Raw genomic sequence first — 25567 nt, 5'->3', positions numbered from 1 at the left:
AAGTAGGGATAGAAGTGGGCATCTTATATGCACTTCTCCCAGCGATATTTTGGGGAAGTATTGTTCTCATCAGTGTCAAACTAGGCGGGAATGCGTATCAGCAAACCCTCGGCATTACGCTCGGCGCATTTTTATTTTCGATTGTAGCTTTTTTCATCAAAATGCCAGAGCTGACACCGCTTATATTTGCGGTTTCCGTCATTTCAGGCATCTTTTGGAGTATTGGACAAATGAATCAGCTTTCAAGTGTCGCTTTTCTCGGCGTGTCTAAAGCGGTTCCTTTATCAACGGGCATGCAGCTTGTGAGCACCACCCTATTTGGCGTCATGGTCTTCAAAGAATGGCAGACAATGACGGTCATACTCATTGGTTCCTGCGCCATTTTACTGATCATTGCAGGTGTTGTCATGACATCGCTCGGTCAAAAAAAGAATGGCGGCGAGAATGGCAGAGGCAATTTTAAAAAAGGGATCATTATTCTACTCATATCCACCGTTGGCTACGTCGGATATGTTGTCATTTTAAGATGGTTTGATATTGATGGCTGGTCTGCACTCGTCCCGCAATCTGTCGGCATGCTGCTTTCATCCTTAGCGATTAGTTTAAAGCAGGATCCATTTAGTAAATATACGTTTAGAAATATCATTGCCGGTCTTGTTTGGTCAACAGGAAATCTTGGACTGCTTTTGGCCATTCCATTAATTGGCGTAGCCGTAAGCTTTTCAATGTCACAAACAGGGATTGTCATCTCAACACTAGGCGGCATTTACTTATTAAAAGAGAAAGCATCTAGAACAAGCTTTGTCATTGCAGGCTGCTTGATGATTATTGCAGGCGGTGTGCTGCTAGGCTTTACAAAATAGGAGGTAACACGAATGTATCCAGATTTAGAAGGAAAAACAGTTCTGATTACAGGCGCAGGTACAGGAATTGGCCAAGCGATGGCACGCCGATTTGGACAAGAAAAAGCCAATGTGGTGATCAATTACTTTTCTGATAAAGAAAATCCGGATGACACCATTGCAGAAATTCAAAAACATGGCGGACAGGCTGTGAAAATCAAGGGAGATGTATCAAAAGAAGAGGATATGCAGGCAATGATTAATAAAGCTGTTGATACATTCGGTAGTCTTGATGTGATGATCAATAACGCAGGCATTGAAAATGAAGTGCCTTCCACCGAAATGACGCTGGATAATTGGAACAAAGTGATGTCTACCAATTTAACAGGTATGTTTCTAGGATGCCGTGATGCACTAAAGTATATGACGGATCATGGGATAGAAGGCTCGATCATTAATATGTCGTCGGTTCATCAGCAAATTCCTTGGCCTCATTTTGTGCATTATGCAGCTAGTAAAGGAGGCGCCAAGCTTTTGACAGAAACATTGGCGCTTGAATATGCCCCTAAAAAAATCCGTGTAAACAGTATTGCACCAGGCGCCATTGATACCCCGATTAATGCGGAGAAATTCGATGATCCAGCCTTGAAAAAAGGCGTGATTGAGCTGATTCCAATTGGCTATATTGGAAAGCCGGAAGAAGTGGCAGCATGCGCTGTCTGGCTGGCATCAAAAGAAGCAAGCTATGTTACGGGCCTAACGTTATATGTAGACGGCGGCATGACAAAGTATCCAGGTTTTCAGGCAGGAAAAGGATAATATAAAAAAAGAGCGTACAATACGCTCTTTTTTTATATTAAATACAGACAAATAAAATTAAATGTCTAGACATTTAAAAATAAAAATATATAATATTAATTGGAAGCGCTTTTATTACAACGATGGGGTGAGAGAAATGAAACGTATTTTATTAGCATGCAGTTCAGGAATGTCTACGAGTTTACTAGTGACAAAAATGAAAGCACATGCCGATTCAATTGGGGACGAAGCAGAAATTTGGGCAGTTGGGCAAGATCAAGCGAGAAAAGAAATGGCGAATGCGGATGTTGTGTTAATTGGACCGCAAATGAGCTTTTTAAAAGGAGATCTGCAAAAAGAAGCAAAAAAATACGGGATTGAGGTAGAAGTCATTGATATGCAGGCATACGGGCTTGCCGATGGACAAAAAGCGTATGAACAGGCACTTGCACTGATGGGGGAATCTTAAAGGATGGAAAAGAAAACACTCGAAGGGCTCACGGAGGAACAAGTCAGCTTTCAATTGATCTTACACAGCGGGAATGCACGCAGTAAATTGCTCGAGGCTCTGAAACAATATCGAGAAGGTCTAGAAGAAAAGGCTTTTGGTCTCATGAAAGAAGCGGAAGAAGATTTACGGCATGCACATGACATCCATTTTCAACTCGTGCAGAAGGAGGCAGGAGGAGAAACAACATCCTTTTCCTTACTGCTCATGCACGCCGAGGATCACTTAATGTCGACCATTACCATCAAGGAGCTTGTGGGAGAGCTCCTGCCGATATTCCAATCGCTGAAACAATAAAGGGTGTAAACAAGGGGGGAAACCAATGTTTGATAAAATAAGTGCCATTTTGGTTCCGATTGCTGGGAGATTGAACAACAACCGCTATTTAGGCGTATTACGGGATGCCTTTATGCTTGCGTTCCCGCTCACCATCTTTGGTTCCATTATGGTTGTGCTGATGAATTTGCCATTTTTAGATAAAATCATGAGTAAAACCGTACTGGAAGGCGTCCAGTCTGCACTGAATATCGCACCGAGTGCGACCATCAGCATTATGAGTGTGTTTGTTGTATTTGGGATTGGCTACTATTTATCAAAAAGCTATGATGTAGAAGCTGTCTTTGGCGGCGTGATTGCTTTAGCCTCTTTCTTGCTTCTAACTCCGTTTTTACTAGAACAAGAAGGCGGTGCAACGATTGCAGGCGTCATCCCAGTCGATCGTTTAGGTGCAAAGGGGATGTTCCTAGGAATGATCACAGGCTTTTTATCTGCTGAAATTTATCGTTATTTTGTCCAGAAGAAATTTGTGATCAATATGCCGCAAGGGGTTCCGCCAGCTGTTTCCAAGTCTTTTGCTGCACTGATCCCGGCTACTTTGACACTTACAACCTTTTTATTAATTAATATCATCATTACACAAGGCTTCAAAACAAATATGCATGATCTGATTTATCATGCAATTCAGGCGCCGCTTGTCGGTCTTGGAAGCGGTATCATTCCGACGTTGATCGCTGTTTTCTTTATACAAATTCTTTGGTTCTTTGGGCTTCACGGTCAAATTATTATCAACTCTGTCATGGATCCGATTTGGAATACATTATCCATTCAAAACCTAGAGAGCTATACAAAAACAGGTGAGGTTCCTAATATCATCAGCAAGCAGTTTATTGAAATCTATACGGTTGGAATGGGTGGAACCGGTATGACGCTTGCTGTTGTGTTTACCATTTTAATTTTCCTGAAAAGCAAGCAATTAAAACAAGTAGCCAAGCTCGGCTTAGGACCAGGATTATTTAACGTCAATGAACCGATTATCTTCGGTTTACCAATTGTCATGAATCCGCTTATTCTGATTCCGTGGATTTTGGCGCCAATGGTCATTACATGTATTACTTATTTTGCGATGGCATCAGGCATTGTACCGCCGCCTACAGGCGTGAATATCCCGTGGACAGTACCGATCTTTATTAGCGGAATGATGGCGACTAATTCACTAGCTGGCGGTCTGCTTCAGTTGTTTAACCTGATGATTGTGTTTGTCATTTGGTTCCCGTTCCTGAAATTTATTGACCGGATGAATGTGAAAAATGAAAAAATAACGACAACAGAAAATACGAAGGCAGCAAACATCAAAGGTGAAGGAGACTCAATACATGTCGATGGAAACTAACAAGCAATCATATACATTTCCAGAAGGTTTCTGGTGGGGATCTTCTGCTTCTGCGACGCAAACGGAAGGGAGCGTCCCTGGTGATGGAAAGGGACCGAACATTTGGGATCATTGGTTTGAACAAGAGCCGACTCGTTTTTTTGATGGCGTAGGGCCGAACGTGACATCTCAATTTTATCGAAAATATAAAGAAGATATCCGTCTAATGAAAGAAATTGGCCACAATTCATTTCGGCTGTCGATTTCATGGTCACGCCTTTTACCTGAAGGAACAGGTGCCGTCAATGAAGAAGCGGTGTCCTTTTATAATGATGTAATCAATGAACTGATTGCACATGATATCGAGCCATTTGTGAACCTATACCATTTCGATATGCCAATGGCGCTGCAGGAGAAAGGCGGCTGGGTGAACAGACAGGTGGTCGACGATTATGTCAGCTATGCGACATTATGCTTCCAATTATTTGGTGACCGGGTGAAAAAATGGTTTACCCATAACGAACCGATTGTTCCTGTAGAGGGCGGATATATGTATAGCTTTCATTATCCAAACGAAGTCGATTTCCAAAAGGCTGTGCAGGTCGGTTTTCATGAACTTTTATCAAATGCGAAGGCGATTGCGGCTTATAAAGAGATGCAGCAAGGGGGTAAGATTGGCATCATCTTAAACCTGACCCCTTCGTATCCGCGAAGCCAGAATCCGCGCGATGTAGAAGCAGCTGAGATGGCCGATGCTTTCTTTAACCGCTCCTTCTTAGATCCTGCGGTGAAAGGACACTTCCCGGAAAAACTAGTAGAAGTCTTAAAGAAAGAAGGCTTTATGCCAAGTATGGAAGAAGGGGACCTTGAGCTGATTCAAGAGAATACGATTGATCTTCTTGGCATCAATTATTATCAGCCAAGAAGAGTGAAAGCGAAAGAGCATATGCCGCATCCTCAAGCGCCCTTTATGCCGAACCATTACTTTGATTCTTTTGAAATGCCGGGAAGAAAAATGAATGTGTATCGAGGCTGGGAAATCTATGAAAAGGGTATTTACGATATATTGAAAAAAGTCCAGACAGACTATGATAATATCGAATGCTTTATTTCTGAAAATGGTATGGGTGTCGAAGGAGAAGAGCGATTTAAGGATGAAGAAGGAATGATTCATGACGATTACCGTATTGATTTTATATCTGAGCACCTCAAATGGGTGCATCAAGCCATTCAAGAAGGAAGCAATGTGAAAGGTTATCATCTGTGGACATTTATGGACAACTGGTCCTGGTCGAATGCATATAAAAATCGTTATGGATTTGTCTCAGTTGATCTTCAAAAAGACGGGAAACGAACGATTAAGAAGAGTGGATACTGGTTTCAATCAGTTTCAAAGAATAACGGTTTTTAATCAAAATACTTGCTCTTTCCTTGAAAAGGGCAAGTATTTTTCTTATGTGACGGTAAGTGGATGAAACAAAAATGGCTGGCACCTTTTAAGCTCACATCCCTTAGTGTAGAATGAGAAGAAGGCTAAAAAACGCCATATTCCTTCTTGAAATAAGGCGCTATGAAAAAACAAGTCAGTTGGTGGTGTGAGATGAAGAAGTACGAACTCATTTCAGAAGAAATCAGAAAACGAATAGGAACAGCATATTATCCAGAAGATCAACCCATTCCAGATGAAAACTCGCTTGCCGCTGAATTTCAATGCAGCAGAATGACGATGAAGCGTGCGCTTGATCTTCTCGTTGCAGAAGGTCTGCTCTTTAGAAAAAGAGGCCACGGTACATTTATTGTGAAGGCAGCGCTCAATCAAGGGGCCATCAATGTATCAGGCCATGAAAATAAAGGGTTCACAAAAGTCATGGCGGATAAAAACGTCACGACTCAAATCATTCACTTTGATGTCCATTTTCCAAGCGAAGAGGTGGCAGCCCATCTATCTATTGACTCAACCACACCTGTTTATGATATCATCCGGCTCCGTCTTGTGGATGAAGAGCCTTATGTATTAGAAAAAACGTTTATGCCTGTCAATCTCATTAAGGGCATAGATGAAGAAGTTCTACTTGGTTCTATCTATGGCTATATTTCAAATGAGCTTCATTTAAAAATAGCAGGAGCGCACAAGAAAATTAGAGCCGCTAAATCAGATCAGCTGGATCAGCAGTATTTAGGGTGTGACCCAACAGATCCTGTGCTTGAAGTCGAGCAGGTTGCTTATTTAAACGCAGGGCAGCCATTTGAATATTCATTTAGCCATCATCGCTATGATAAATTTGACTTTTCAACGGTTGAAATCACGAAAACAGGACGTTAAAAAAAGAGCAGAACCCCCAAGGGAGACTGCTCTTTTTTCATTTGATTTTATATGTTCCACCAATGATATCCATCTTTTTCTAGAAGCTCATCCGCTTCTTTCGGTCCCATAGAACCAGCAGGATAGTTTGGTTTTAATGTTTTGTTTTCTGCCCATTTCTCAGAAATCGGATCAACGAAGTTCCAAGAAAGTGCTACTTCATCCCAGTGAGCAAAGTTTGTTGCATCGCCTAGTAAGCAGTCATGAATCAGTTTTTCATATGCTTCTGGTGTATTCATGATGTCGTTATAGTTTGTTTGGTAGTCGAGTTTAATCGGTTTCGCATACGTGCCGCCATCCAGCTTGCGAGCATTCAGGTGAAGGGTGATGCCTTCATCTGGCTGAATATGAATGACAAGTAGGTTTGGATGCATGGCATTTCCGTTACCATAGTACAGGTTCATTGGAATGTCTTTAAATTGAACCACGATTTGAGTAGATTTCTTTTCTAACCGTTTTCCTGTACGAATGTAAAATGGCACCCCGGCCCATCTAAAGTTATCAATCAGCAGCTTCCCAGCAACAAATGTTTCTGTGTTTGAGTTCGGGTCAACATTTTGTTCTTCCAAATAAGAAGGAACCACGCTGCCATCAATCGTACCCGTATCATACTGTCCGCGGACAAAGAATTGATCGACCTCATCTTTAGATAAAGGACGAAGAGCGCGCAATACTTTCCGTTTTTCGCTGCGGATTTCCTCTGTATTCAGTTTAATTGGCGGCTCCATTGCTAAAAGGGCAACCATTTGAAGCATATGGTTTTGGACCATATCTCTTAGTGCACCAGAATTTTCGTAATATCGAGCCCGGTCTTCAACCCCCAATGATTCACTGGATGTAATTTGAATGTTTGAAATATAGCGGTTTGTCCAAAGCGGTTCAAAGATGGCATTCGCAAAACGGATAACCTCAATGTTTTGAACCATTTGTTTACCAAGATAGTGGTCAATACGATAAATTTGATCTTCTGTGAATGCATCACGAATTTCTTCATTTAATGTTTTCGCACTTGGCAGATCATGCCCAAATGGCTTTTCAATGACAAGTCGTGACCAGCCGGTTGTTTCTGATACGCCCTCACTCTTTAGGAACTTCGCAATCGTTCCGAAGAATTCAGGTGCCATAGCTAAATAGAACATGCGGTTATTTGGAATACTGTACGTATCTTCAAGGCCTGTTAGAAGCGTGTTAAGTGATTGATAGGAAGCAGGGCTTGATACGTCAAAATCGTGATAATAGAAATGTGAAATAAACTCTTCTGTTTTCGCTTCTGCATCATCAGAAGAAACAGATTCCTTTACCACAGATCTGAGGTCCTCATGAGACCACGGACGGCGTCCAACTCCGACAACAGCGAATTGATCACCGAGCTTTCCGCTATGATAAAGTCTATGTATAGAAGGGTAGAGCTTGCGTTTGGCAAGGTCTCCTGTTGCGCCAAAAATGACAATGACTGCTTTAGGGTTATTAGTTTCTGTATTCACGAGAAGTACCTCACTTTATTCGTAGCATTGTTGTAAAAACCGAGAATGTATGTACATTTTCTTTATTTTAAAGGTTCATTGTTCGTAAAGCAAACATTTGATTCGACTTTTTCTGCTCTCGTTTCACTTTTTTCAAAAATTCCGCTGAATTCACATTTACCTTGTCTTCATGTATTCTATATGAATGAAGATATTGTATACCGGCTTTAGGAGGAAAAGTAATGGAACTGCTCTTTTTAGGAACAGGTGCAGGCATTCCTGCAAAAACAAGAAACGTCACTTGCACAGCGCTAAAGCTTTTAGAAGAACGAAATGCCGTGTGGCTTTTTGATTGCGGAGAAGCAACACAGCACCAAATCTTACATACAACGATTAAACCGAGAAAGATCGAGAAAATATTTATCACACATATGCACGGAGATCATGTATATGGCCTTCCGGGACTTCTTGGCAGCAGATCCTTTCAAGGCGGGGAGGATGAATTGACGATCTATGGACCAAAGGGCATCAAGGCCTTTGTAAACGCATCACTTTCAGCCTCGCAAACGCATTTGACATATCCGCTGCATATCATAGAAATAGAAGAAGGGATCGTATTTGAAGATGATACCTTTCAAGTAGAAGCAAGAAGAGTCTCTCACGGGATTCCAGCTTACGGCTACCGGGTTGTGGAAAAAGATCTGGCTGGTTCATTAAAAGCCGAAGACCTAAAAGAAATCGGTGTAAAACCTGGACCTTTGTATCAGAAGTTGAAAAATGGGGAAACCGTGACACTCGAAGATGGAAGAACCATCGATGGAACCGATTATTTGGAACCCCCTAAAAAAGGGAGAATCGTTGCATTTTCAGGAGATACCCGTTTGTGCGAGAATATAACAAGGCTTGCCAAAAATGCGGATGTGTTAGTCCATGAAGCAACATTCGGTAAAGAAGATGCAGATTTAGCCTACAATTATTATCACAGTACAACAGAACAAGCAGCGAAAACAGCACAGGAAGCAGGCGCAAAAAGGCTCATTTTGACCCATATAAGTGCACGTTACCAAGGAGAAGAGGCACTGAAACAACTGTTGAAAGAAGCCCGCGATATATTCCCGCTGACAGAAGCTGCACATGATTTCTCTTCTTTCCCCATTGAACGCACCCTGTAAAAAATGGATGAATCGTCAAAAAAAGTTGTGTGATTTTTTTGATATTTATGATGACGCTCTTTTTCAGGTAGTGGTAAAATGGTGAAGAAAAAACAAATGACGAATTAAACTATGAAGAATACGGGAGGCACAATCAAAGATGAGCGGTTTTACAGCATTAAGTGAAGCAGAATTGAATGACCTATATGTGGCACTACAAAATGAGTATGAAACTTACAAAAGTAAAAACTTGCACTTAGACATGTCTAGAGGGAAGCCTTCACCAAAACAGCTCGATTTGTCTATGGGCATGCTCGATGTTGTGACATCAAAGGATGCAATGACAGCTGAAGATGGCACAGATGTGCGAAACTATGGCGGCTTGACAGGCCTTCCTGAAACGAAGAAATTTTTTGCAGATGTACTTAATTTAAAGCCTGAACAAATCATCATCGGCGGTAACTCAAGCCTGAATATGATGCATGATACCATTGCACGTGCGATGACTCACGGCGTATGTGACAGCAAAACACCTTGGGGAGAGCTGCCAAAGGTAAAATTCCTTGCACCAAGCCCAGGGTATGACCGTCATTTTGCCATTTGTGAGCTATTTAACATAGAGATGATCACGGTCGATATGAAGGCTGATGGACCTGATATGGATCAGGTAGAAAAATTGGTCGCAGAAGATGAAGCGATTAAAGGCATTTGGTGTGTACCAAAATATAGCAATCCAGACGGCATTACGTATTCAGATGAAGTCGTTGACCGCCTAGCTTCAATGAAAACAAAAGCAGACGACTTCCGCATTTTTTGGGATGATGCATATGCAGTCCACCATCTAACGGATACACCTGATACGTTAAAAGATATTTTTCAAGCAGTTGAAGAGGCAGGATACCCGAACCGTGTGTTTATGTTTGCGTCTACGTCTAAAATTACATTCCCAGGCTCAGGTGTTGCACTGATGGCATCTAGCCCGGACAATGTGAGCTTTACTCAAAAGCAATTATCGATTCAAACGATCGGACCGGACAAAATCAATCAACTAAGACATCTTCGTTTCTTCCAGAATCCAGAAGGTTTGAAGGAACATATGAAAAAGCATGCAGCGATCATTAAGCCAAAATTTGACCTCGTTCTTTCCATTCTTGACGAAAAACTTGGCGGAAAAGATATCGCTGAATGGCACAAGCCAAATGGCGGATATTTCATTAGTTTAAATACACTTGATCATTGTGCAAAAGCGGTTGTGCAAAAAGCTAAAGAAGCAGGTGTCACAATGACAGGTGCAGGTGCAACATATCCATATGGAAAAGATCCGCTTGATCGTAACATTCGCATTGCACCAACATTCCCGGCTCTTGAAGAACTAGAGCAAGCGATTGACATCTTTACATTATGTGTTCAGCTTGTCAGCATTGAAAAGCTGCTTTCAGAAAAAAGTCAATCTGCTCCAACGGCATAAATAAAAGAAACTCCTTGACTCATAATGGGTCAAGGAGTTTTTCGTTTTAATTAGCAGTTTGATAATAGGAGACAGGTTGTTTGGCTGCGCACCATACATCATAGATGGCAAGCTGTACAATATGCGGTTCATCATGATGAATATAGTGCGAGCTGTTCTGCGCTTGAATCCATCCGCTTTGGGATGACAAAGACAGCATGCGTTTATGAAGTCTGAGCCAAGCTTCATGCGCTGGATGAAACAATCGGCTCTTACCTGATGAAATGACAAGAAGCGGCATCATCCCATAATGGGTTTGCTCCTCTTTGATTGTGCTTAACATTTGCTGAAAGTCCTCATGCGTACATTCTGCTGTAAATTGCGCCATATATGAAGTGCGTTCTTCCTTTGATAAAAGCGGCAGGATCACCTGCTCTTGTTCCTCACTTGCTGGGTCTAGCAGCACCATGCCGATGACATCATCTCCTCTTCGGCTTGCCCATAGCCGGCTGACAAGAGAGCCGAATGAGTGAGCGACGATGAGAAATGGCGGCTGAATATTGGCTTCTTTCAGCAGCGCATCTAAATCATCAGCGAGGTCATGCAAGGTTCTTCCTTCACCGCTCTCACTGCTCTTTCCATTTCCTAAACGGTCGTATAAGAAAACCCCAAGCTCTGGGTCAATATCACGGGCCATATTCGACCACGTATCACTAGAAATGCCGTAGCCAGCTTCAAAGATAATCGTGGCTTGCCTTTTACCTTGACGATGTTTTGTATAAAAATGGTGTCCATCTATATGATACATTTTTTCAATCATTGCCGAATTCATTCTTCCATCTCCTCTAAGTGGTTCTTTAGCTAAAAGACGGCACAAAAGGCAGATATGTTTCTCTTAAAAACAAAAAAGATGCCTATTTCGAAAAATAGACACCTTTTTTCCTAAGAGCTTTTACCAAGCGCGATCATATTGACGCGGGCTTTCGATGGATGTACGGAGCTCTTGAGCAGCTGTTTTCGGGAAGTATGGATCCCGTAAAAATTCTCTGCCAATAAAGATCAAATCCGCACGCTGATTTTGTAAAATCTCCTCTGCCTGTACACCAGATGTGATCAGACCGACAGCAGCTGTTTGAATGCCGGCCCCTTCTTTTATTTTCTCTGCGAATGTTACTTGGTAGCCGGGGAATGTGTTGATTTTCGCCTGTACGACAGCACCTGAGCTGACATCAATTAAGTCGACACCTTGCTCTTTGAGCCAAGTGGCAATCCCAATATAATCTGCAATATCAAGTCCTTTTGTTGTGTAATCAGAAGCCGACACACGGACAAATAAAGGTCCGTCCCATACGGCGTTGACTGCGTCTACGACTTCTCTTAAGAAACGATAGCGGTTTTCTGGTGAACCGCCATAGTCGTCTGATCGGTGGTTCGCAAGCGGTGAAAGAAATTCATTGATCAAATAGCCATGTGCACCATGAATTTCAATGATGTCAAAGCCCGCTTTTTTTGCCCGTACAGCTGCATCCTGAAACGCCTGAACGGTATCTTTGATTTGATCAACAGACATCTCGATAGGGGTTTTAGATGTTTCATCAAATGGAATGCTTGATGGTGCAAGGATGTCCCCATCAAGTTCAGCTTTACGTCCTGCATGGGCTAGCTGGATGGCTGTCTTCGTTCCGTATGCTTTGATTTGTTCGTTTAATGAAGCGAAACCTTCAATGTGCTCATCGCTCCAAATACCGAGGTCTTGATCACTAATTCTTCCCTCAGGAGATACAGCACTTGCTTCCACCATGATGAGGCCAGCCTGACCTTGTGCACGGGAAATATAATGTGTGAAGTGGAAAGGCTGTAATTTCCCATCACGGTCATAAGATGAATACATACACATCGGGGACATCACGATGCGGTTTTTCAGTGTAACACCTTTTAATGTCCAAGGTGAAAAGAGTTTTGTTTCCAAATACCTTCGCCTCCTCATGGAATTGTATAGCCGATTATAACAGCCATTCAAACTTTCGTCATAAAAGGTGCTCAAAGAATATAGCTTTTATACACGTTTTTGTATAATGGAGAGATAGAGACATCAAAGGGGGAGAACGGATGAAATGGCAAACAGAGAGTGAACTAAAGGAGCTCCTGACAGCTCTTATGCAATATGAAAGCATATCAGGTACAACAGGAGAAGTCGCGTTAGCGGAATACTTATATTATTTGCTAAGGGAACGGCCTTATTTTGAGCAGAACCCTGATCATTTGGCTTTGCATCCGATGAAAGATGGCCGGTATTATTTAACGGCACTTGTGAAGCGCAGTACGCTGCGGCGTACCGTGCTGCTTCTTAGTCACTTTGATGTAGTTGATACAGAAGATTACGGCGAATTTCAAAACATGGCATGCAAGCCTGAAGAGTTAATGGCATCCTTTTCGCAAAAAATTGCGCTTCTTCCAAAGAGGGCAAGAGAGGACCTTGCTTCAGGCGACTGGCTGTTTGGGAGAGGGGCCATGGATATGAAAGCAGGGCTCACCGTGCAGCTTTCTATGCTGGAAAGAGCGATGACAGAAACATTTGATGGAAATGTCCTGCTTGTCACAGTTCCTGATGAAGAAGTGAATTCACAAGGAATGCTTGAGGCTGTCCCGAAACTAAAGGAGCTTAAAGAAAAGCATGACCTTGACTATACCGCGTGTTTAAACAGTGAGCCCATGTTTGAAAAGTATCCAGGGGATGAACATCATTATATGTATACAGGCAGTATAGGAAAGGTATTAGCCGGATTTTTCTGTAAAGGGATTGAAACGCATGTAGGAGAGCCATTCTCAGGTTTAAATGCGAATTTTATGGTATCTGAACTAAACCGGCTGTTAGAGCTCAATAGTGATTATTGTGAGGAAGTAGATGGTGAAGTAACTCCGCCCCCAACGAACTTAATGCAAAAGGACTTGAAAGAAGCCTATTCCGTTCAAACACCTCACACAGCCGTATCTTTATTTAATGTGCTCATGATGAAACGTTCAAGTGAAGAACTGCACGGCCTTCTCTATGATACTGCGAAGCAAGCAGCAGACCAAATCGAGGCCAATCTTCAGCAAAAAACAGCTGACTTTCAGCGATTCAAACACTTTACACCAATTGACACCCGGGTTACGGTACTCACGTATCACGAGCTGTATCAAAAGGCCGCAGAACGCTCTGGTGAACAGGAGGTTGAGCGCATTGTCAACTATGCCTTTGCCAACCAGGGTGAGCTTGGAGATCGTGATTTTTCAACGAAAATTGTCTCGGAGCTGACGACGCTTTGTAAGGAAGAAGGACCGCTGATTGTTCTATTTTATAGTCCGCCATTTTACCCTTCTGTGTCCTCAACAGAAGATCCGCATATTCAGAAGACATTCAAGAAGATTCAAGAAGAGGCAAAAGAGGTGTACGGACTTGAAGTAGAGGAAGTGAAATATTTCCCGGGATTGTCTGATTTAAGTTACTTACAGCTCGAAAAGCAGGAGGTAGGTCATTACACGACCAATATGCCGCTTTACCAAAAGGGCTATTCTTTACCGCAAGGAGAAAAGGAAGCCCTTTACGTTCCAGTCATCAACGTGGGTCCATTAGGAAAGGACCCGCACAAATGGACAGAACGGCTGCACGTCCCGTTCTCTTTTGGCATTTTGCCAGAATTACTAGAATCAACGATTCATGCTTTATTAGAGAAAAAGTAAGTAGATGTGTGAAGAGCTCTATCTTGATGATAGGGCTTCTATTTTTAAATAAACGATCTTTCCACTTAGATAAATAGAGTATGATATTGATGAAGACTTACAATTATTTGTAGGGGGTAAGAACATTAAATGGAAACTGGGATATTAACAAAAACAGACATCATCACATCGCTTCAGGAAAGTATGCGTGAACTTGAGAAGCTAGTGAAGGCTTGTGATGATAACACACTGGATCAATCTTTAGGGGAGGGGAAATGGTCAATCAAGCAGCTCGCCGGTCATTTGTATGACACAGAAGAAGTCTGGTCAGAGCGGATAGAGCAGGCGATATCAGATGATCAAACGCCCTTTCAATCGTATGATCCTGAAATGTATGTGAAAGAAAGAGCGTATGAATGGTATAACGCAGAGGAGATCAAAGCATTGATCAAACGGATGAAAGAGAGAAGATACAACACGCTTAGGCTATTAGAAAAAGATATATGGGAACAATCAGGCCTGCATCCGGAAGAAGGACTGATGACCGTTCAAATATTAGCTGAAACCATCGCTTTACATGAACAACATCATCTGGATCAAATCAAAGCCATCATGTCAATGAGGCAGTGAAAAAGCACCTGCATCAAAACAGGTGCTTTTCAAATTCATTTATACGTGCTTGCTGAAAACATTTCGTTTAATTCTGCTGCGCGTTTAGTGGCTGTTTTGACACAATCGACAACGGCCTCTTCAAATTGATAGGCAGCCAGTGTGTTCAGGCCGGCTTCTGTTGTTCCGCCTTCACTTGTGATTTCTTTGCGCAGTTCGGCAGGTTCTTTTCCGCTGTCTTGAAGCATATTGGCGGCGCCTGCAATCATTTGGCAAATGAGTAATTTCGCAGTTGCTTGGTCCATTCCAAGTTCCGAAGCACCTCGCTCCATTCCTTCTATCAAATGATAAATGAAGGCAGGGCCGCTGCCTGCGATGGCTGTCACCGCATTTAACTGTGATTCATCTAATACGGTGACGTGCCCGATTGTTTCAAACAGTTCGACGGCCTTTTTCTTTTGCTTTTCAGTAACTTCACGACTTACGGCAATACCTGTTGCTGACTGCTGAATTGCCGCTGATGTATTTGGCATCGCACGAACGACTGCACTCTTGCCGCCAGCGTAGTGTTGAATCGTTTCAATGGAAATACCCGCTAAAATCGAAATGATCAGCTGGCCATGTAAATGAGGCTGGACTTCAGAAATTCCGCTTTCTGCATCCTTCGGTTTTAAGGCAAATACGAGAATATCTGCTTCTTTATAAATAAAGGACCGAGCGAAATCCGTTTTGACCCCATATCGGGCCTGTAATTCCTCTAATCGTTTTTCATTCGTTTTGTTTGTGACAATGATATCTTCATTCGACATCATGCCGCTTTTTAATAAACCTTTGATCATAGACTCTGCCATCGAGCCTGCACCGATAAATCCAATTTTACTCATAAGCTGTGCCTCCTTGTAGAAAATAAAAAAACCTCTCGCCTGAAAAGGACGAAAGGTTTTTCGCGGTACCACCCTCAATTAGCATGCAAACATGCATACTCAGCTCTAGTCCCTTAACGCGGGAAACGTTTAGGTTTGCCTAACAGCTCAAAGGGCAGGTTCAGCAAATAAGAGGATGGTGAAGTCTTACAGCCGGCGGACCTCACTCTCTTGCATCATTATTTTGCTTACTAATCCTTGTCATCGCGCATCATATATTTGTTGTTCATTATGCAACGATGGACAAGTTTATGTCAATAGGGGCAGTTAAAAAAATTGCCCATCTAAACCGCATGACAGTCTGCCTTTTGCAAGATACAATGAAGTAAGAAGACTGAGTCCCACAATCATGAGTCAAAAAGCAGGAGATGACATATAAAAGTGAAAGAAGACATCATTCAATTATCCATCCCGACGCCGTTTGCCGTTGGGGATGTGCATGCATATGTATTAAAAGGAGAGGCCGTAACCTTAGTAGATTGCGGGCCGATGACAGAAGAGGCAGAGCATGCCTTTGTCACGCAACTAAAGGAACATCGTTTATCGATAGACGATATTGATCAAGTGGTGCTGACCCATCATCATGCAGATCATGTCGGTCTATTGAATTTGATGAAACCTCATGTCCGTGTGATCGGGCACCAGCTAAATGAGCCGTATATTAGTCAGGATCCAGTGTTTAAGCAGCGCCAAGTGGACTTTATGGTTCCTTTTTTTCAGCAGTTAGGTGTGCCGCTTCGACAAAATGAGTGTGAAAAAATGGTGAAGCAATCTTATACATATTCTTGTACTTCACATGTAGATGAGGTCATAAAAGAAGGTGATTGTTTAAGCGGGCATGAACACTTCTTTGTGATGGAAACACCCGGACACGCACAGTCTCACCTTTCCTTTCTAGACGAAAGAACGGGGAATTTTATTGGCGGCGACCTGCTTTTGACGACCATTTCCTCAAATCCGTTAATGGAAGCACCGTATGAAGGTGAGGAACGTCAAAAATCACTGCTTCAATATAAAGCATCACTTAATCGGTTATTGCGTCTGCCAATCAAAACGATTTATCCGGGACACGGTCAGCTCATCACGGCTCACCATGAATTGATCGAAGAAAGATTTAAGAAACAAGGAAAACGGGCAAACACAATGTATCAGCTGCTCAAACAAAAAGAAATGACGGCCTTTCATCTTTGCCGTAAGCTATTTCCAGTGCTATATGAAGAGGCCTTGTTTTTAACGATGTCAGAGACAGTCGGTCAGCTTGATGTGCTCTTAGCAGCTGGGCAAATTGAAGAAATAGAAAAAGACGGAATCGTCTATTACAGGGCAAACTAAGGAGTGAAACGTATGGGGCGATTGACAGGAAAGAGAATTTGGATTACAGGCGCATCTGGGGGCATTGGTGAAAAAATGGCGTACTTGGCAGCAGAAGAAGGCGCAGAAATCATAATTTCAGCAAGACGAACAGAAAAGCTTACAGATGTGAAAGAAAAAATTGTGAGCGCTGGCGGTGTGTGTCACATCGCTCAGCTTGATGTCAGTCAGCTCGAGGACATTGATCGCGCGTATGAAGAAGTGGGGCCGGTCGATATTTTGGTCAACAATGCCGGCTTTGGTGTATTCGATCTCGTCGAAGATGCGTCCATCGAAGAAATGGTGTCGATGTTTGAGGTGAATGTGTTTGGTTTAATCGCCTGCACGAAAAAGGTCATCCCTGAGATGAAGCAAAGAGGGCAGGGACATATTATCAATATCGCATCCCAGGCAGGAAAGGTTGCGACGCCAAAATCAGCCATTTATTCCGCATCAAAGCATGCCGTTCTTGGATTTTCAAACAGCCTTAGAATGGAGCTGGCAGACTCAGGCATTCACGTGACGACAGTCAATCCAGGACCGATTGCAACAGATTTCTTTACCATCGCTGACCGCAGCGGTGAATATGTGAAGAACGTTGACTTTATGATGCTGAGTGCGGACAAGGTGGCAGGCAAAGTCGTATCTGCCATGATGACGAAAAAGAGAGAGATTAATCTGCCCGGGTGGATGAACGCTGGCAGCAAATTGTATCAGTTATTCCCATTTTTATTTGAAAAAGCAGCACGCAAAGCGTTGATGAAAAAGTAACAAAAAAGAAACCGGTTTTGAACTGGTTTCTTTTTTTGAGGTAAGGCTTCATTGCGCCACTTTCTATATCCGTCTTGCCGCTTGCTGAAGCGGGTCCCATACACTGTTGAAGGGCGGTGCATAGCTAATATCTAAATCTTCAAGATCTGTTATGGTCAGCTCTTGGTAAAGGGCAGCCGCCACGATATCGATCCGTTTATCTACACCGTTTCTGCCGATGATTTGGGCACCAAGCAAGGTATGGTCATCGCTTCTGTAGATTAGTTTCACTTTCATTTTCTGCGTATCTGGGTAATACCCTGCGTGGTCCGTACTATCAATGGTGATCACGGAGAAAGGAATGTCCGCTTCTTTTGCTTCCTTTTCTGATAAGCCTGTTCTTCCCGCTGTCACGTCCATAAATTTCATGATGGCTGTTCCAGTCACGCCTTGAAACGCCCGGTTTGTTCCTGTCATATGAAAGCCTGCGATTCTCCCTTGTTTATTCGCAGTTGTGCCAAGCGGAATATAATCCAGTGATTTTTTGATGCGGTGATAGGTCGCCGCGCAATCACCAGCAGCATAAATGTCTTTTATATTGGTTTGCATGTATTGATTTACTGCAATAGCGCCATTTTGAAGACGCTTGATACCGGTATGATGTAAAAAGGAGGTTTGCGGAGTGACACCGATGGCCATGATGACCATATCTGTTTGAATGGTTTGTTTGTCTGTGATAACAGCTGTGACATGTGACTTGCCTTCTAATTGCTGCACTGTTTCTCCAAGCGATACGTGAATGCCCTTGGCGTCAGCCTCTTCTTTAAGGTATTTTGCCATATCGGAGTCAAAGCCTGGGCCGAGTGCTGCTCCCCGCTGAATGATATGTACGTTTTTTCCGAGCGCTTTTAAATTTTCAGCCATTTCAAGGCCGATATATCCACCGCCAATGATCGTGATATGTGTGATGTCCTTTTCTAAATGTTCTAAAATGGACAGCGCATGCGGGATGGTTTTTAATACGTGTACGCCTTCTAATGGCTGGCTGTCTAAATCCAGTGTGACAGGGCTTGCTCCTGTCGCAATTAAGAGGCGATCGTAGCTTTCTGTAAAGGGTTCTTTTGTTTTCGTATGATGACCCGACACTGTTTTTTGCTCTGGGTCAATGGAGGTCACTTCGTGTAAGCATCTGGCGTCAATTCCATATTTCTCACGAAAGGTTTCAGCACTGCGTGCGATCAGCTTTCTGTGATCATCAATGAGACCGCCGATCAAGTAGGGGAGTCCGCACTGTCCATATGAGAAAATCTCTCCTTTTTCAAAAGCAACAATGTATGCATTTGGATCCTCTCTATATATTTGCATAGCGCAGCTCATTCCAGCTGCATCTCCGCCAATCATCACATATTTCATTTGGTGTGCTCCCTTCTATCTATCGTACTGAATACTCTTATTTACCCTCATATTCCTTTTTTTAATGCTTTTTTTCGCAAAACAAGCAAACTTTCGCTGAAAAATAAAGACAGCGCCTTCATTTTAAGCTACAATCGGATTATCGTCTTTTTGGGTTACGAGTTTAGTGAAGATTGGTGGGAAAGACTTTGAGTGACACGCGACTAGATTTTAATACGCTATACACGCGCCATACGAGAGAGGCCTGGGCCGCTCTTGGAGAATATATGCCGGTATCTGTTTCAGAAGAGGAAGCGAGAGCGCTGCAAGGATTAAATGACTATTTATCGCTTGAAGAAGTTCGAGATATTTACATACCGCTTATTCGTTTTCTGACATTACATGTCTTTGCAGAAAAACAAAAAAACCAGCATGTGAATGCCTTTTTAAACTACCCGCATCATGCCAAAATTCCCTTTTTAATTGGGATTGCTGGAAGTGTAGCTGTCGGGAAAAGCACAACGGCTCGTATCATTGAAACGCTTTTATCGAGGCTTGGAGATGGGCTGAAGGTAAGTCTTGTGACAACAGATGGCTTTTTATATCCTCAAAAAGAATTAAAGGATCGAGGGCTGATGGAAAAGAAGGGATTTCCAGAAAGCTACGATGTCAAAGCCCTGCTGTCTTTTTTAAATGAATTAAAATCAGGTAAACAAACTGTGCATGCCCCGGTATATTCGCATCTGACCTATGATCGGCTTGAAGGGGTGTATGAAACAGTAGAGGATGCAGATATTGTCATTATTGAAGGAATCAATGTGCTCCAATCACCAGCGTTGGATGATCTGAAGGATGAACCGCGTGTGTTTGTATCAGATTTCTTTGATTTTTCGATTTATGTAGACGCCGCTGAAACGCAAATTCAATTATGGTATAAAGAACGGTTTCGTTTGCTAAGGGAAACAGCCTTCCAAGACCCTGAATCCTTCTTTCATCAATATAAAGATTTGACGGATGAAGAGGCAGATCAGATGGCAAGCACGATTTGGAATACCGTGAATCGGCCTAATTTATATCAAAATATTTTGCCGACAAAATATCGAGCTGATCTCATTTTGAAAAAAGGTGATCAGCACAAGGTGGAAGAGATCGCCATCCGCCGGGTATAAAGAAAAAACCGCTCAAACGAGAGAGCGGTTTTTTTTAATGATCTCCACTTACTTTAACAGCTACGGCCGCAGCCGATCGCTTTTTTAAACGGTAATATCCTATGAGTAAGAATGGAACGCCTGCAATGGTGATCATCGACAAGACCGTAAAAATGGAGAGGGGATGGGCTGCGCCAAAATAGTCAATGCACAGTCCGCCGACAAATGGTCCGATGACGCTGCCGAGCTGAGAAAATCCCATCGCACCAAAGTACGATCCCTTCACTTCAGGCTTTGCAATATTGTCTACAAAAAGATCCATCATCGCAAACAGCAGAACCTCGCCAATCGTAAACACGACAATGATGAAAGCAAGCATGCCGAGACTCTGTGAAAAAGCAATGGCAAACAAACTGCCGGCAAGGAGAATATTCCCAGTGGTCAGCGACAAAATGGTGGAGTAGCGCTTCGCAATCATGATGAGCGGGTATTGTACGACAATGACAACCACTGCATTTAAAGACAAAAGATATCCAAACAGTTTAGGACCATCCTCAATCATAGGTGACGCTGATAAGTATTGAGGCAGTGTTGAGCTTAAATGCGAATACCCGAACGAACATAAGGTAACGCCGATGAGGATGATGCTAAAGACCGTATCTTTTTGAATAATGGAAAGGGCTTTTTTGACGCTGATTTGTTTTGTGCTTTCTGGAGCAGCAACTGGATGTTTTTGAAATTGCCAGGCCAGTGTTAATCCGTATAACAAATAAATGAAGGCAGCGACAAGAAATGGAAACGTTGTTTTCGATGACCCGAGATATAAGCCAAGCAGCGGGCCGAAGATTACACCAATATTAATGGCCGTATACCGTAAATTAAAAACAAACAACCGAATACTTGATGGGGTGACATCAGATAAGAGTGCTTTAGACGTCGGTTCAAACAGTGCCCGGCACAGTCCATTTAAAGCGTTCATGAGGAAGAAGACCCAAATGGCATCTGCAAACGCAAAGCCAACAAAGACAAATGACCAGCCAAAGATGGATAGAAGCATGACTTTTTTTCTGCCGATTCGGTCAGAAACATAGCCGCCGTAAAAACTCGCAACGATCCCAATAAGGGAGCTGACGGCAATGATTAACCCAGCTGAAGAAGCTGAAGCCCCTTTGACTTGTGTCAAATAAACGGCCAAAAAAGGAATGCTCATGGACGTCGCCATTCGGCCGAATATGGTGCCGATGATGATCGTCCAACTAAGTGGATGTAAAGTACGTAAATTATTTTTCATGCTGTTTCTCCCCTGAGTGTTAAGATGTTCCAATCATACATGAAAAATTGTGCAAATTAAATACACAATTTGATGGAGGGGACATCCGCCATATGACAGAGGAGCTCCGAATAGCCCGCAAATTTGGAGAGCATGTTTTTTCTGCCGATGCTTCTATGTCTTTTAGATCTTCTGATTCGTATGGTCATTTAAAGACAATTTAATCAAGATCAATCGCGACAATTTGCTGCAAGGACAGGTGGAGAACATCTTCATCATTGACGATTTTGATGCGCTGCGTTTCATAATGAATGGCTTTCACCCAGCCCCAAAACTGCTGTTTCATACCTGCTGCAGCATATGTCACGCAAATCGCTTGGTCCTCTGTAATCGACTGTGTGATCAAAAAATTCATTTCCTCTAGCCGATCAGTGCTCAGCGGAGGAGGCGTGTATTCTTTTTTCTTCCGTTTTTGAGCAAGCAGCTGTTCACGGTGCTCTGGTAGCATCATTCGGCTTGATTCCCACATGATGTTGTATCCAGGTGTTAATTTATTGGGATTCATGGCTGTTCGCCTCCGTTATTTGTAATGTCCACCAATTTTTTCGGCGCGGTGATACGCCTGCCCTGCGCTTGTTAGTGACGAAGCGTGCAAGAGCGCAGCAGGTCCATACTTCATATGGATGGCATCAAATACTTTGCTGAGTCTGTCTTTTTTTAAATGGTGATCAAATAAACTCAGCTGATATTGGCTGTCAGGCTGCAGCTGCGAGAGAGTAATACCTACACTGCGAATGGGCTGGCCGTCCCAGTGCTGCTGACATAGCTGAATGGCTGCGTCTGCAATATCTGTCCCGTACTGTGTGGGTGAATGGAGCTTGATTTGTCTATGAAATCCAGTCGGATGAGAAAAATCAGCGCCTCTTACGCCAACAGACACCGTTTGCCCAACATAATGCTTAAAGCGCGCACGTCTTGCCACTTCTTCACTCAATTCAAGAAGGGCGACTTTGATGTCCTCAAAGGACGCATAATCATGGGGAAGGGTCATATGATGCCCAACCGCCTTTTGCTGATCATGTGTGTGAAGAGTGACCGGGGAAGGGTCGTGTCCTAAAGCAGTTCGCTGCAGAAGCTCCCCGTTGATTCCCCAGCGCTTTTTTAGCCGGTCTAACGGATAAGTAGCAAGTGTCCCAATGGTACTGATGCCCATTCGTTTTAAATGGTGCTCCATTCGTTTACCGACGCCAAATAGTTTTCCAACCGGAAGCGGCCATAAATCAGCCGCCACCCGGTCTGCACGAAGCTCATAGATGCCAGATGTGTTTTTTTTAGCAAAATGGTCACAGGCCATTTTAGCGAGCACTTTATTAGGACCAATGCCAACGCGTGCGTAAATGCCCGTCTGGTTCATAATAGTCGTTTGTATATTTTGGGCGATCTCGCGGGGTGAACCGAGTAGTGTCACACTCCCCGTAATATCGAGAAACTGTTCATCAATTGAATAGGGTTCGACAAGATCTGTGTATTGTTCAAGCAGTTCTGTCATCATGACAGAAACATCAAGGTAGCGCTGCATACGTGGACGTACGACGACGGCTTCAGGGCATTTCTCCTGTGCTTCCCATAATCTTGATGCATTTTGTACGCCCCGTTTTTTAGCGAGCGGGCAGGCGGCAAGTACGACCCCGCTCCGCCGCTCAGGATCTCCTGAGACGATGAGCGGCACATCCTTCAAATGAGGAGCCTCCACTTTTTCGACCGACGCATAAAATGACTGCATATCCACAAGCAGAATGGCTCGTTCATTCATCATTTTCACCTCTTAGAACGTATGTTCTGTATATATTTTAACCGCCAGAAGGTGAAATTGATACTGGTAAATCATTCAAAGAGAAGAGTGTAAATCCATACAAAAAAGACGAAGTGTCTCCACTTCGTCTCATCTTTGTAAAATGAGTCATTTTAAGCATGTGCCAAGTTATTGGATGTTTGGAGCGGCTCAGAACGCAAACGATAGGCCGTTAGCTTTTTCTTAGGCTTATGGGTAAACTGCCGCACCACATCCACGTGGTCATCGTAATGATACAGATAAAGGGTCACATCATGCTTGCCAAGCTTTGTTTGCATGGTAAGCGGCGCTGGTCCTTCCTGCGGATGAAGAAAACGCTCTTCGTCACCAGGATAAATATAATAACGTTCAATAAAGATCGCATCATTAAAATGTTGAATAATTTCAGATGTTCGCTGATCATCGAGTGGACGTCCTTGAAACGTCATCGTTGTTTGATCACTTGTTACTTTTGCATGCACCGCATAACGACTAAAAAGGCGTTCAACAACACCAGAAGGCAGCGAAGTGACAAGCAGCTTTAAAAGACTAAACACAACAAGTGAAGTAACAATCCAAACCAATATCATCATCTCCAATAAACTTTTGTTACATTTCTTATATGAATAATTTTAACATAACAAAAGAATGGATCTTTCGCACAAAAAGTGAACTTTTTGAAATAAGTGTGAAGATTTAAAAGGAGATGACAGCAAAAGAACGAAGAACCAACAAAGCTGAAAGGAAAAAAGGCTGATACATCACCTTTACAAACAATTGATCAGACAGGTAGACTATTGAAACAGTTGATTTTTTGTGAAACGGTACAGCTAAAAATGAAAAGGGGCGAGGCCATCATGATACGTCAAGTGAAGCCGTCAGATTTTTATGCGGTCACATCCGTCATTCAAAGCTGGTGGGGAGGCAGAGATTTGCGCGCAAAATTGCCAAAGCTATTTTTCGAACATTTTCAGCAAACAAGTTTTGTCGTTGTTGAAAAAGGTGAACTGATCGGCTTTTTAGTCGGTTTTTTATCGCAATCGCATTCAGATGAAGCGTATATTCACTTTGTGGGGGTACATCCAGACCACCGAAAATTAAAGATTGGCAAAATTCTCTATCAAGCGTTTTATGAAGCGGCTGAAAAGGAAGGAAGAACAACGATTAAGGCCATCACAGCTCCTGTCAATAAAGTCTCGATTGCTTACCATACAAAGCTCGGTTTTCAGATAGAAAAGGGAGATAAGACGGTCGATGGCATTTCAGTTTTTTCAGATTACGACGGCATTCATGAAGACAGGGTGCTATTTGTGAAAAAGCTGGAGGCGAAAGCATGATCATTAGACTGGATCAAAAAAATAAAGAACAAGCAAAAGAGCTGTTACATATCCAATTGGCCGCATATCAGCGGGAGGCAGAACAAATAGGCTATCAAGATTTACCGCCCTTAAAAGAAACGGTGAAAGACATAATAGAAACAAATGAGATTTTCATAGGATTTGAAAAAGAGGGGCATTTGTTAGGGATCGCTTCATATGAACTGCATGACGACCGGATCATCCTCAGCCGGTTAGCTGTGCATCCACATCATGTCAATCAAGGCATCGGGACAGCGCTCCTGCAATCCATCATCCAGCATCAAAAAACAATTGAGCTCACAACAGCGGAAGCAAATATACCAGCAATCAAGCTTTATGAAAAACTAGGGTTTAAACAGAAGGATCGTTTGCAGGTGGAAAACAATCTGATGTTAATAAAGATGGAACGTTTGATGCTTCGAAAAGTGGAAGTGATTGAATACCAAGCGAGCTGGCCAAAACAATTTCAAGATGAGCATGATAAGCTGAAAAAGATAGTTGGCGACAACTGGGTATATGGCCATCATATTGGCAGTACGTCAGTCATAGGAATGGCGGCTAAGCCAATTATTGATATATTGCTAGAGGTGAAGCATATCAGTCGCTTAGATGAATGTAACCACCTGTTTCGTCAGCTTGGATATGAACCGCTCGGAGAAAATGGACTCAAGGGAAGACGTTTTTTTAGAAAAGGCGGCTTGAATCGAACACATCACGTTCACGCCTATGAAGCTGGACATGATGATGTAAAAAGGCATTTGGTGTTCCGAGATTATTTAAAAGCTGCACCTGATCGTGCCAAAGCCTATGCCGATAAAAAGCGTCAATTGGCAAAAGCATATCCTGAAGATATGGCAAGTTATATGAAAGGAAAAGATGGGCTCATTAAAGAAATTGAACAAGAAGCGTACAATTGGTCAGACCAGTTAAAGAAAAACGATCAGACATAAGAGCTGGCAGGACGTGAACATGTTTAATTGATGACTGATATGTTACAATGTAACAATCAACGAAA

General features: G+C 42.8%; 25 protein-coding genes and 1 other annotated feature. Of the genes, 16 read left to right on the top strand and 9 right to left on the bottom strand.

The features are described from left to right. Positions 1-14: 14 nt before the first annotated feature. The 7 genes from QR42_RS10740 (at position 15) to QR42_RS10710 (ending at position 6119) form a co-directional block, all read left to right on the top strand. Positions 15-863, top strand: coding sequence for a GRP family sugar transporter (locus QR42_RS10740; protein ID WP_039183192.1), 849 nt, complete (start codon positions 15-17; stop codon positions 861-863). A 12-nt stretch (positions 864-875) separates the two neighbouring features. Continuing rightward, positions 876-1661 (top strand): glucose 1-dehydrogenase, encoded by a 786-nt coding sequence (locus QR42_RS10735; protein ID WP_039179773.1) that lies wholly within the window; start codon positions 876-878, stop codon positions 1659-1661. A 136-nt stretch (positions 1662-1797) separates the two neighbouring features. Continuing rightward, complete coding sequence (locus QR42_RS10730; RefSeq protein WP_039179770.1) at positions 1798-2109, top strand: PTS sugar transporter subunit IIB; 312 nt, start codon at positions 1798-1800, stop codon at positions 2107-2109. A gap of 3 nt (positions 2110-2112) precedes the next feature. After that, complete coding sequence (locus QR42_RS10725; RefSeq protein WP_039179767.1) at positions 2113-2445, top strand: PTS sugar transporter subunit IIA; 333 nt, start codon at positions 2113-2115, stop codon at positions 2443-2445. Between the two features lie 25 nt (positions 2446-2470). Continuing rightward, on the top strand, positions 2471-3817 hold the full coding sequence (gene celB, locus QR42_RS10720; RefSeq protein ID WP_039179764.1) for a PTS cellobiose transporter subunit IIC: 1347 nt from the start codon (positions 2471-2473) through the stop codon (positions 3815-3817). Beyond that, entirely contained in the window at positions 3801-5207 is a 1407-nt protein-coding gene (locus QR42_RS10715; protein WP_039179761.1) for a glycoside hydrolase family 1 protein, read from the top strand. The genes celB and QR42_RS10715 overlap by 17 nt, the downstream gene beginning before the upstream one ends. 189 nt (positions 5208-5396) lie before the next feature. Further along, positions 5397-6119: a GntR family transcriptional regulator gene (locus tag QR42_RS10710; RefSeq protein WP_024428032.1), complete on the top strand. Its 723-nt coding sequence runs from the start codon at positions 5397-5399 to the stop codon at positions 6117-6119. Positions 6120-6166: 47 nt separating this feature from the next. On the opposite strand, the gene zwf is transcribed toward QR42_RS10710, so the two are convergent. Beyond that, positions 6167-7642, bottom strand: coding sequence for a glucose-6-phosphate dehydrogenase (zwf, locus tag QR42_RS10705; protein WP_039179758.1), 1476 nt, complete (start codon positions 7640-7642; stop codon positions 6167-6169). Between the two features lie 221 nt (positions 7643-7863). Between zwf and rnz the strand changes: the two genes are divergently transcribed. Next, positions 7864-8793: a ribonuclease Z gene (rnz, locus tag QR42_RS10700; RefSeq protein ID WP_039179755.1), complete on the top strand. Its 930-nt coding sequence runs from the start codon at positions 7864-7866 to the stop codon at positions 8791-8793. 139 nt (positions 8794-8932) lie between these two features. Then, positions 8933-10240, top strand: a complete 1308-nt coding sequence (locus QR42_RS10695) for an aspartate aminotransferase type Ic (protein WP_039179751.1) — start codon at positions 8933-8935, stop codon at positions 10238-10240. Positions 10241-10286: 46 nt separating this feature from the next. On the opposite strand, the gene QR42_RS10690 is transcribed toward QR42_RS10695, so the two are convergent. Together QR42_RS10690 and namA are read right to left on the bottom strand one after the other, a co-directional pair. After that, entirely contained in the window at positions 10287-11051 is a 765-nt protein-coding gene (locus tag QR42_RS10690) for an alpha/beta fold hydrolase (protein ID WP_024422899.1), read from the bottom strand. A gap of 120 nt (positions 11052-11171) precedes the next feature. Continuing rightward, positions 11172-12188: an NADPH dehydrogenase NamA gene (namA, locus tag QR42_RS10685; RefSeq protein WP_081258393.1), complete on the bottom strand. Its 1017-nt coding sequence runs from the start codon at positions 12186-12188 to the stop codon at positions 11172-11174. A 140-nt stretch (positions 12189-12328) separates the two neighbouring features. Between namA and QR42_RS10680 the strand changes: the two genes are divergently transcribed. Both QR42_RS10680 and QR42_RS10675 read left to right on the top strand, forming a co-directional pair. Next, positions 12329-13942, top strand: a complete 1614-nt coding sequence (locus tag QR42_RS10680; RefSeq protein WP_039179748.1) for a M20/M25/M40 family metallo-hydrolase — start codon at positions 12329-12331, stop codon at positions 13940-13942. Between the two features lie 129 nt (positions 13943-14071). Further along, on the top strand, positions 14072-14551 hold the full coding sequence (locus tag QR42_RS10675) for a DinB family protein (protein WP_039179745.1): 480 nt from the start codon (positions 14072-14074) through the stop codon (positions 14549-14551). 35 nt (positions 14552-14586) lie between these two features. On the opposite strand, the gene proC is transcribed toward QR42_RS10675, so the two are convergent. Further along, positions 14587-15414: a pyrroline-5-carboxylate reductase gene (gene proC, locus QR42_RS10670; protein ID WP_039179742.1), complete on the bottom strand. Its 828-nt coding sequence runs from the start codon at positions 15412-15414 to the stop codon at positions 14587-14589. 41 nt (positions 15415-15455) lie between these two features. Further along, positions 15456-15667 (bottom strand) — a binding site (T-box leader). Between the two features lie 167 nt (positions 15668-15834). Between proC and QR42_RS10665 the strand changes: the two genes are divergently transcribed. After that, on the top strand, positions 15835-16785 hold the full coding sequence (locus tag QR42_RS10665) for an MBL fold metallo-hydrolase (RefSeq protein WP_039179739.1): 951 nt from the start codon (positions 15835-15837) through the stop codon (positions 16783-16785). A 12-nt stretch (positions 16786-16797) separates the two neighbouring features. Further along, entirely contained in the window at positions 16798-17574 is a 777-nt protein-coding gene (locus QR42_RS10660; RefSeq protein ID WP_039179737.1) for an SDR family NAD(P)-dependent oxidoreductase, read from the top strand. A gap of 63 nt (positions 17575-17637) precedes the next feature. Here the strand turns inward: QR42_RS10660 and QR42_RS10655 are convergent, their stop codons facing one another. Further along, entirely contained in the window at positions 17638-18966 is a 1329-nt protein-coding gene (locus QR42_RS10655) for a CoA-disulfide reductase (RefSeq protein ID WP_039179734.1), read from the bottom strand. Between the two features lie 188 nt (positions 18967-19154). Here QR42_RS10655 and coaA point away from each other — a divergent pair, with 188 nt between their 5' ends. Then, a complete protein-coding gene (coaA, locus tag QR42_RS10650; protein ID WP_039179731.1) occupies positions 19155-20114 on the top strand; it encodes a type I pantothenate kinase in 960 nt (319 codons plus the stop codon). Positions 20115-20148: 34 nt separating this feature from the next. Here the strand turns inward: coaA and QR42_RS10645 are convergent, their stop codons facing one another. From QR42_RS10645 to QR42_RS10630, 4 genes are all read right to left on the bottom strand, one after another. Then, on the bottom strand, positions 20149-21384 hold the full coding sequence (locus QR42_RS10645; protein ID WP_039179728.1) for an MDR family MFS transporter: 1236 nt from the start codon (positions 21382-21384) through the stop codon (positions 20149-20151). 199 nt (positions 21385-21583) lie between these two features. After that, complete coding sequence (locus tag QR42_RS10640) at positions 21584-21928, bottom strand: YolD-like family protein (protein WP_039179725.1); 345 nt, start codon at positions 21926-21928, stop codon at positions 21584-21586. Between the two features lie 15 nt (positions 21929-21943). Next, entirely contained in the window at positions 21944-23176 is a 1233-nt protein-coding gene (locus QR42_RS10635; protein WP_039179722.1) for a DNA polymerase IV, read from the bottom strand. Between the two features lie 152 nt (positions 23177-23328). Beyond that, on the bottom strand, positions 23329-23778 hold the full coding sequence (locus QR42_RS10630) for a YfmQ family protein (protein WP_039179719.1): 450 nt from the start codon (positions 23776-23778) through the stop codon (positions 23329-23331). 273 nt (positions 23779-24051) lie between these two features. On the opposite strand from QR42_RS10630, the gene QR42_RS10625 reads away from it, so the two are divergent. Both QR42_RS10625 and QR42_RS10620 read left to right on the top strand, forming a co-directional pair. Further along, complete coding sequence (locus QR42_RS10625; protein WP_024428048.1) at positions 24052-24531, top strand: GNAT family N-acetyltransferase; 480 nt, start codon at positions 24052-24054, stop codon at positions 24529-24531. Continuing rightward, entirely contained in the window at positions 24528-25502 is a 975-nt protein-coding gene (locus tag QR42_RS10620; RefSeq protein ID WP_039179717.1) for a GNAT family N-acetyltransferase, read from the top strand. The genes QR42_RS10625 and QR42_RS10620 overlap by 4 nt, the downstream gene beginning before the upstream one ends. Positions 25503-25567 lie beyond the last annotated feature (65 nt).

Origin of the sequence: Bacillus sp. WP8, assembly GCF_000800825.1 — a bacterium.
Lineage (GTDB): Bacteria > Bacillota > Bacilli > Bacillales > Bacillaceae > Bacillus > Bacillus safensis.
The sequence above is the reverse complement of the archived record's forward strand: the minus strand, read 5'-3'. Positions and strand labels throughout refer to the sequence as shown.

Coding starts and splice junctions, on each gene's coding strand:
- QR42_RS10735 (WP_039179773.1), top strand. CDS start 876: ATGTATCCAGATTTAGAAGGAAAAACAGTTCTGATTACAGGCGCAGGT.
- QR42_RS10730 (WP_039179770.1), top strand. CDS start 1,798: ATGAAACGTATTTTATTAGCATGCAGTTCAGGAATGTCTACGAGTTTA.
- QR42_RS10725 (WP_039179767.1), top strand. CDS start 2,113: ATGGAAAAGAAAACACTCGAAGGGCTCACGGAGGAACAAGTCAGCTTT.
- celB (WP_039179764.1), top strand. CDS start 2,471: ATGTTTGATAAAATAAGTGCCATTTTGGTTCCGATTGCTGGGAGATTG.
- QR42_RS10715 (WP_039179761.1), top strand. CDS start 3,801: ATGTCGATGGAAACTAACAAGCAATCATATACATTTCCAGAAGGTTTC.
- QR42_RS10710 (WP_024428032.1), top strand. CDS start 5,397: ATGAAGAAGTACGAACTCATTTCAGAAGAAATCAGAAAACGAATAGGA.
- rnz (WP_039179755.1), top strand. CDS start 7,864: ATGGAACTGCTCTTTTTAGGAACAGGTGCAGGCATTCCTGCAAAAACA.
- QR42_RS10695 (WP_039179751.1), top strand. CDS start 8,933: ATGAGCGGTTTTACAGCATTAAGTGAAGCAGAATTGAATGACCTATAT.
- QR42_RS10690 (WP_024422899.1), bottom strand. CDS start 11,051: ATGAATTCGGCAATGATTGAAAAAATGTATCATATAGATGGACACCAT.
- QR42_RS10680 (WP_039179748.1), top strand. CDS start 12,329: ATGAAATGGCAAACAGAGAGTGAACTAAAGGAGCTCCTGACAGCTCTT.
- QR42_RS10675 (WP_039179745.1), top strand. CDS start 14,072: ATGGAAACTGGGATATTAACAAAAACAGACATCATCACATCGCTTCAG.
- proC (WP_039179742.1), bottom strand. CDS start 15,414: ATGAGTAAAATTGGATTTATCGGTGCAGGCTCGATGGCAGAGTCTATG.
- QR42_RS10660 (WP_039179737.1), top strand. CDS start 16,798: ATGGGGCGATTGACAGGAAAGAGAATTTGGATTACAGGCGCATCTGGG.
- QR42_RS10655 (WP_039179734.1), bottom strand. CDS start 18,966: ATGAAATATGTGATGATTGGCGGAGATGCAGCTGGAATGAGCTGCGCT.
- QR42_RS10645 (WP_039179728.1), bottom strand. CDS start 21,384: ATGAAAAATAATTTACGTACTTTACATCCACTTAGTTGGACGATCATC.
- QR42_RS10640 (WP_039179725.1), bottom strand. CDS start 21,928: ATGAATCCCAATAAATTAACACCTGGATACAACATCATGTGGGAATCA.
- QR42_RS10635 (WP_039179722.1), bottom strand. CDS start 23,176: ATGAATGAACGAGCCATTCTGCTTGTGGATATGCAGTCATTTTATGCG.
- QR42_RS10625 (WP_024428048.1), top strand. CDS start 24,052: ATGATACGTCAAGTGAAGCCGTCAGATTTTTATGCGGTCACATCCGTC.
- QR42_RS10620 (WP_039179717.1), top strand. CDS start 24,528: ATGATCATTAGACTGGATCAAAAAAATAAAGAACAAGCAAAAGAGCTG.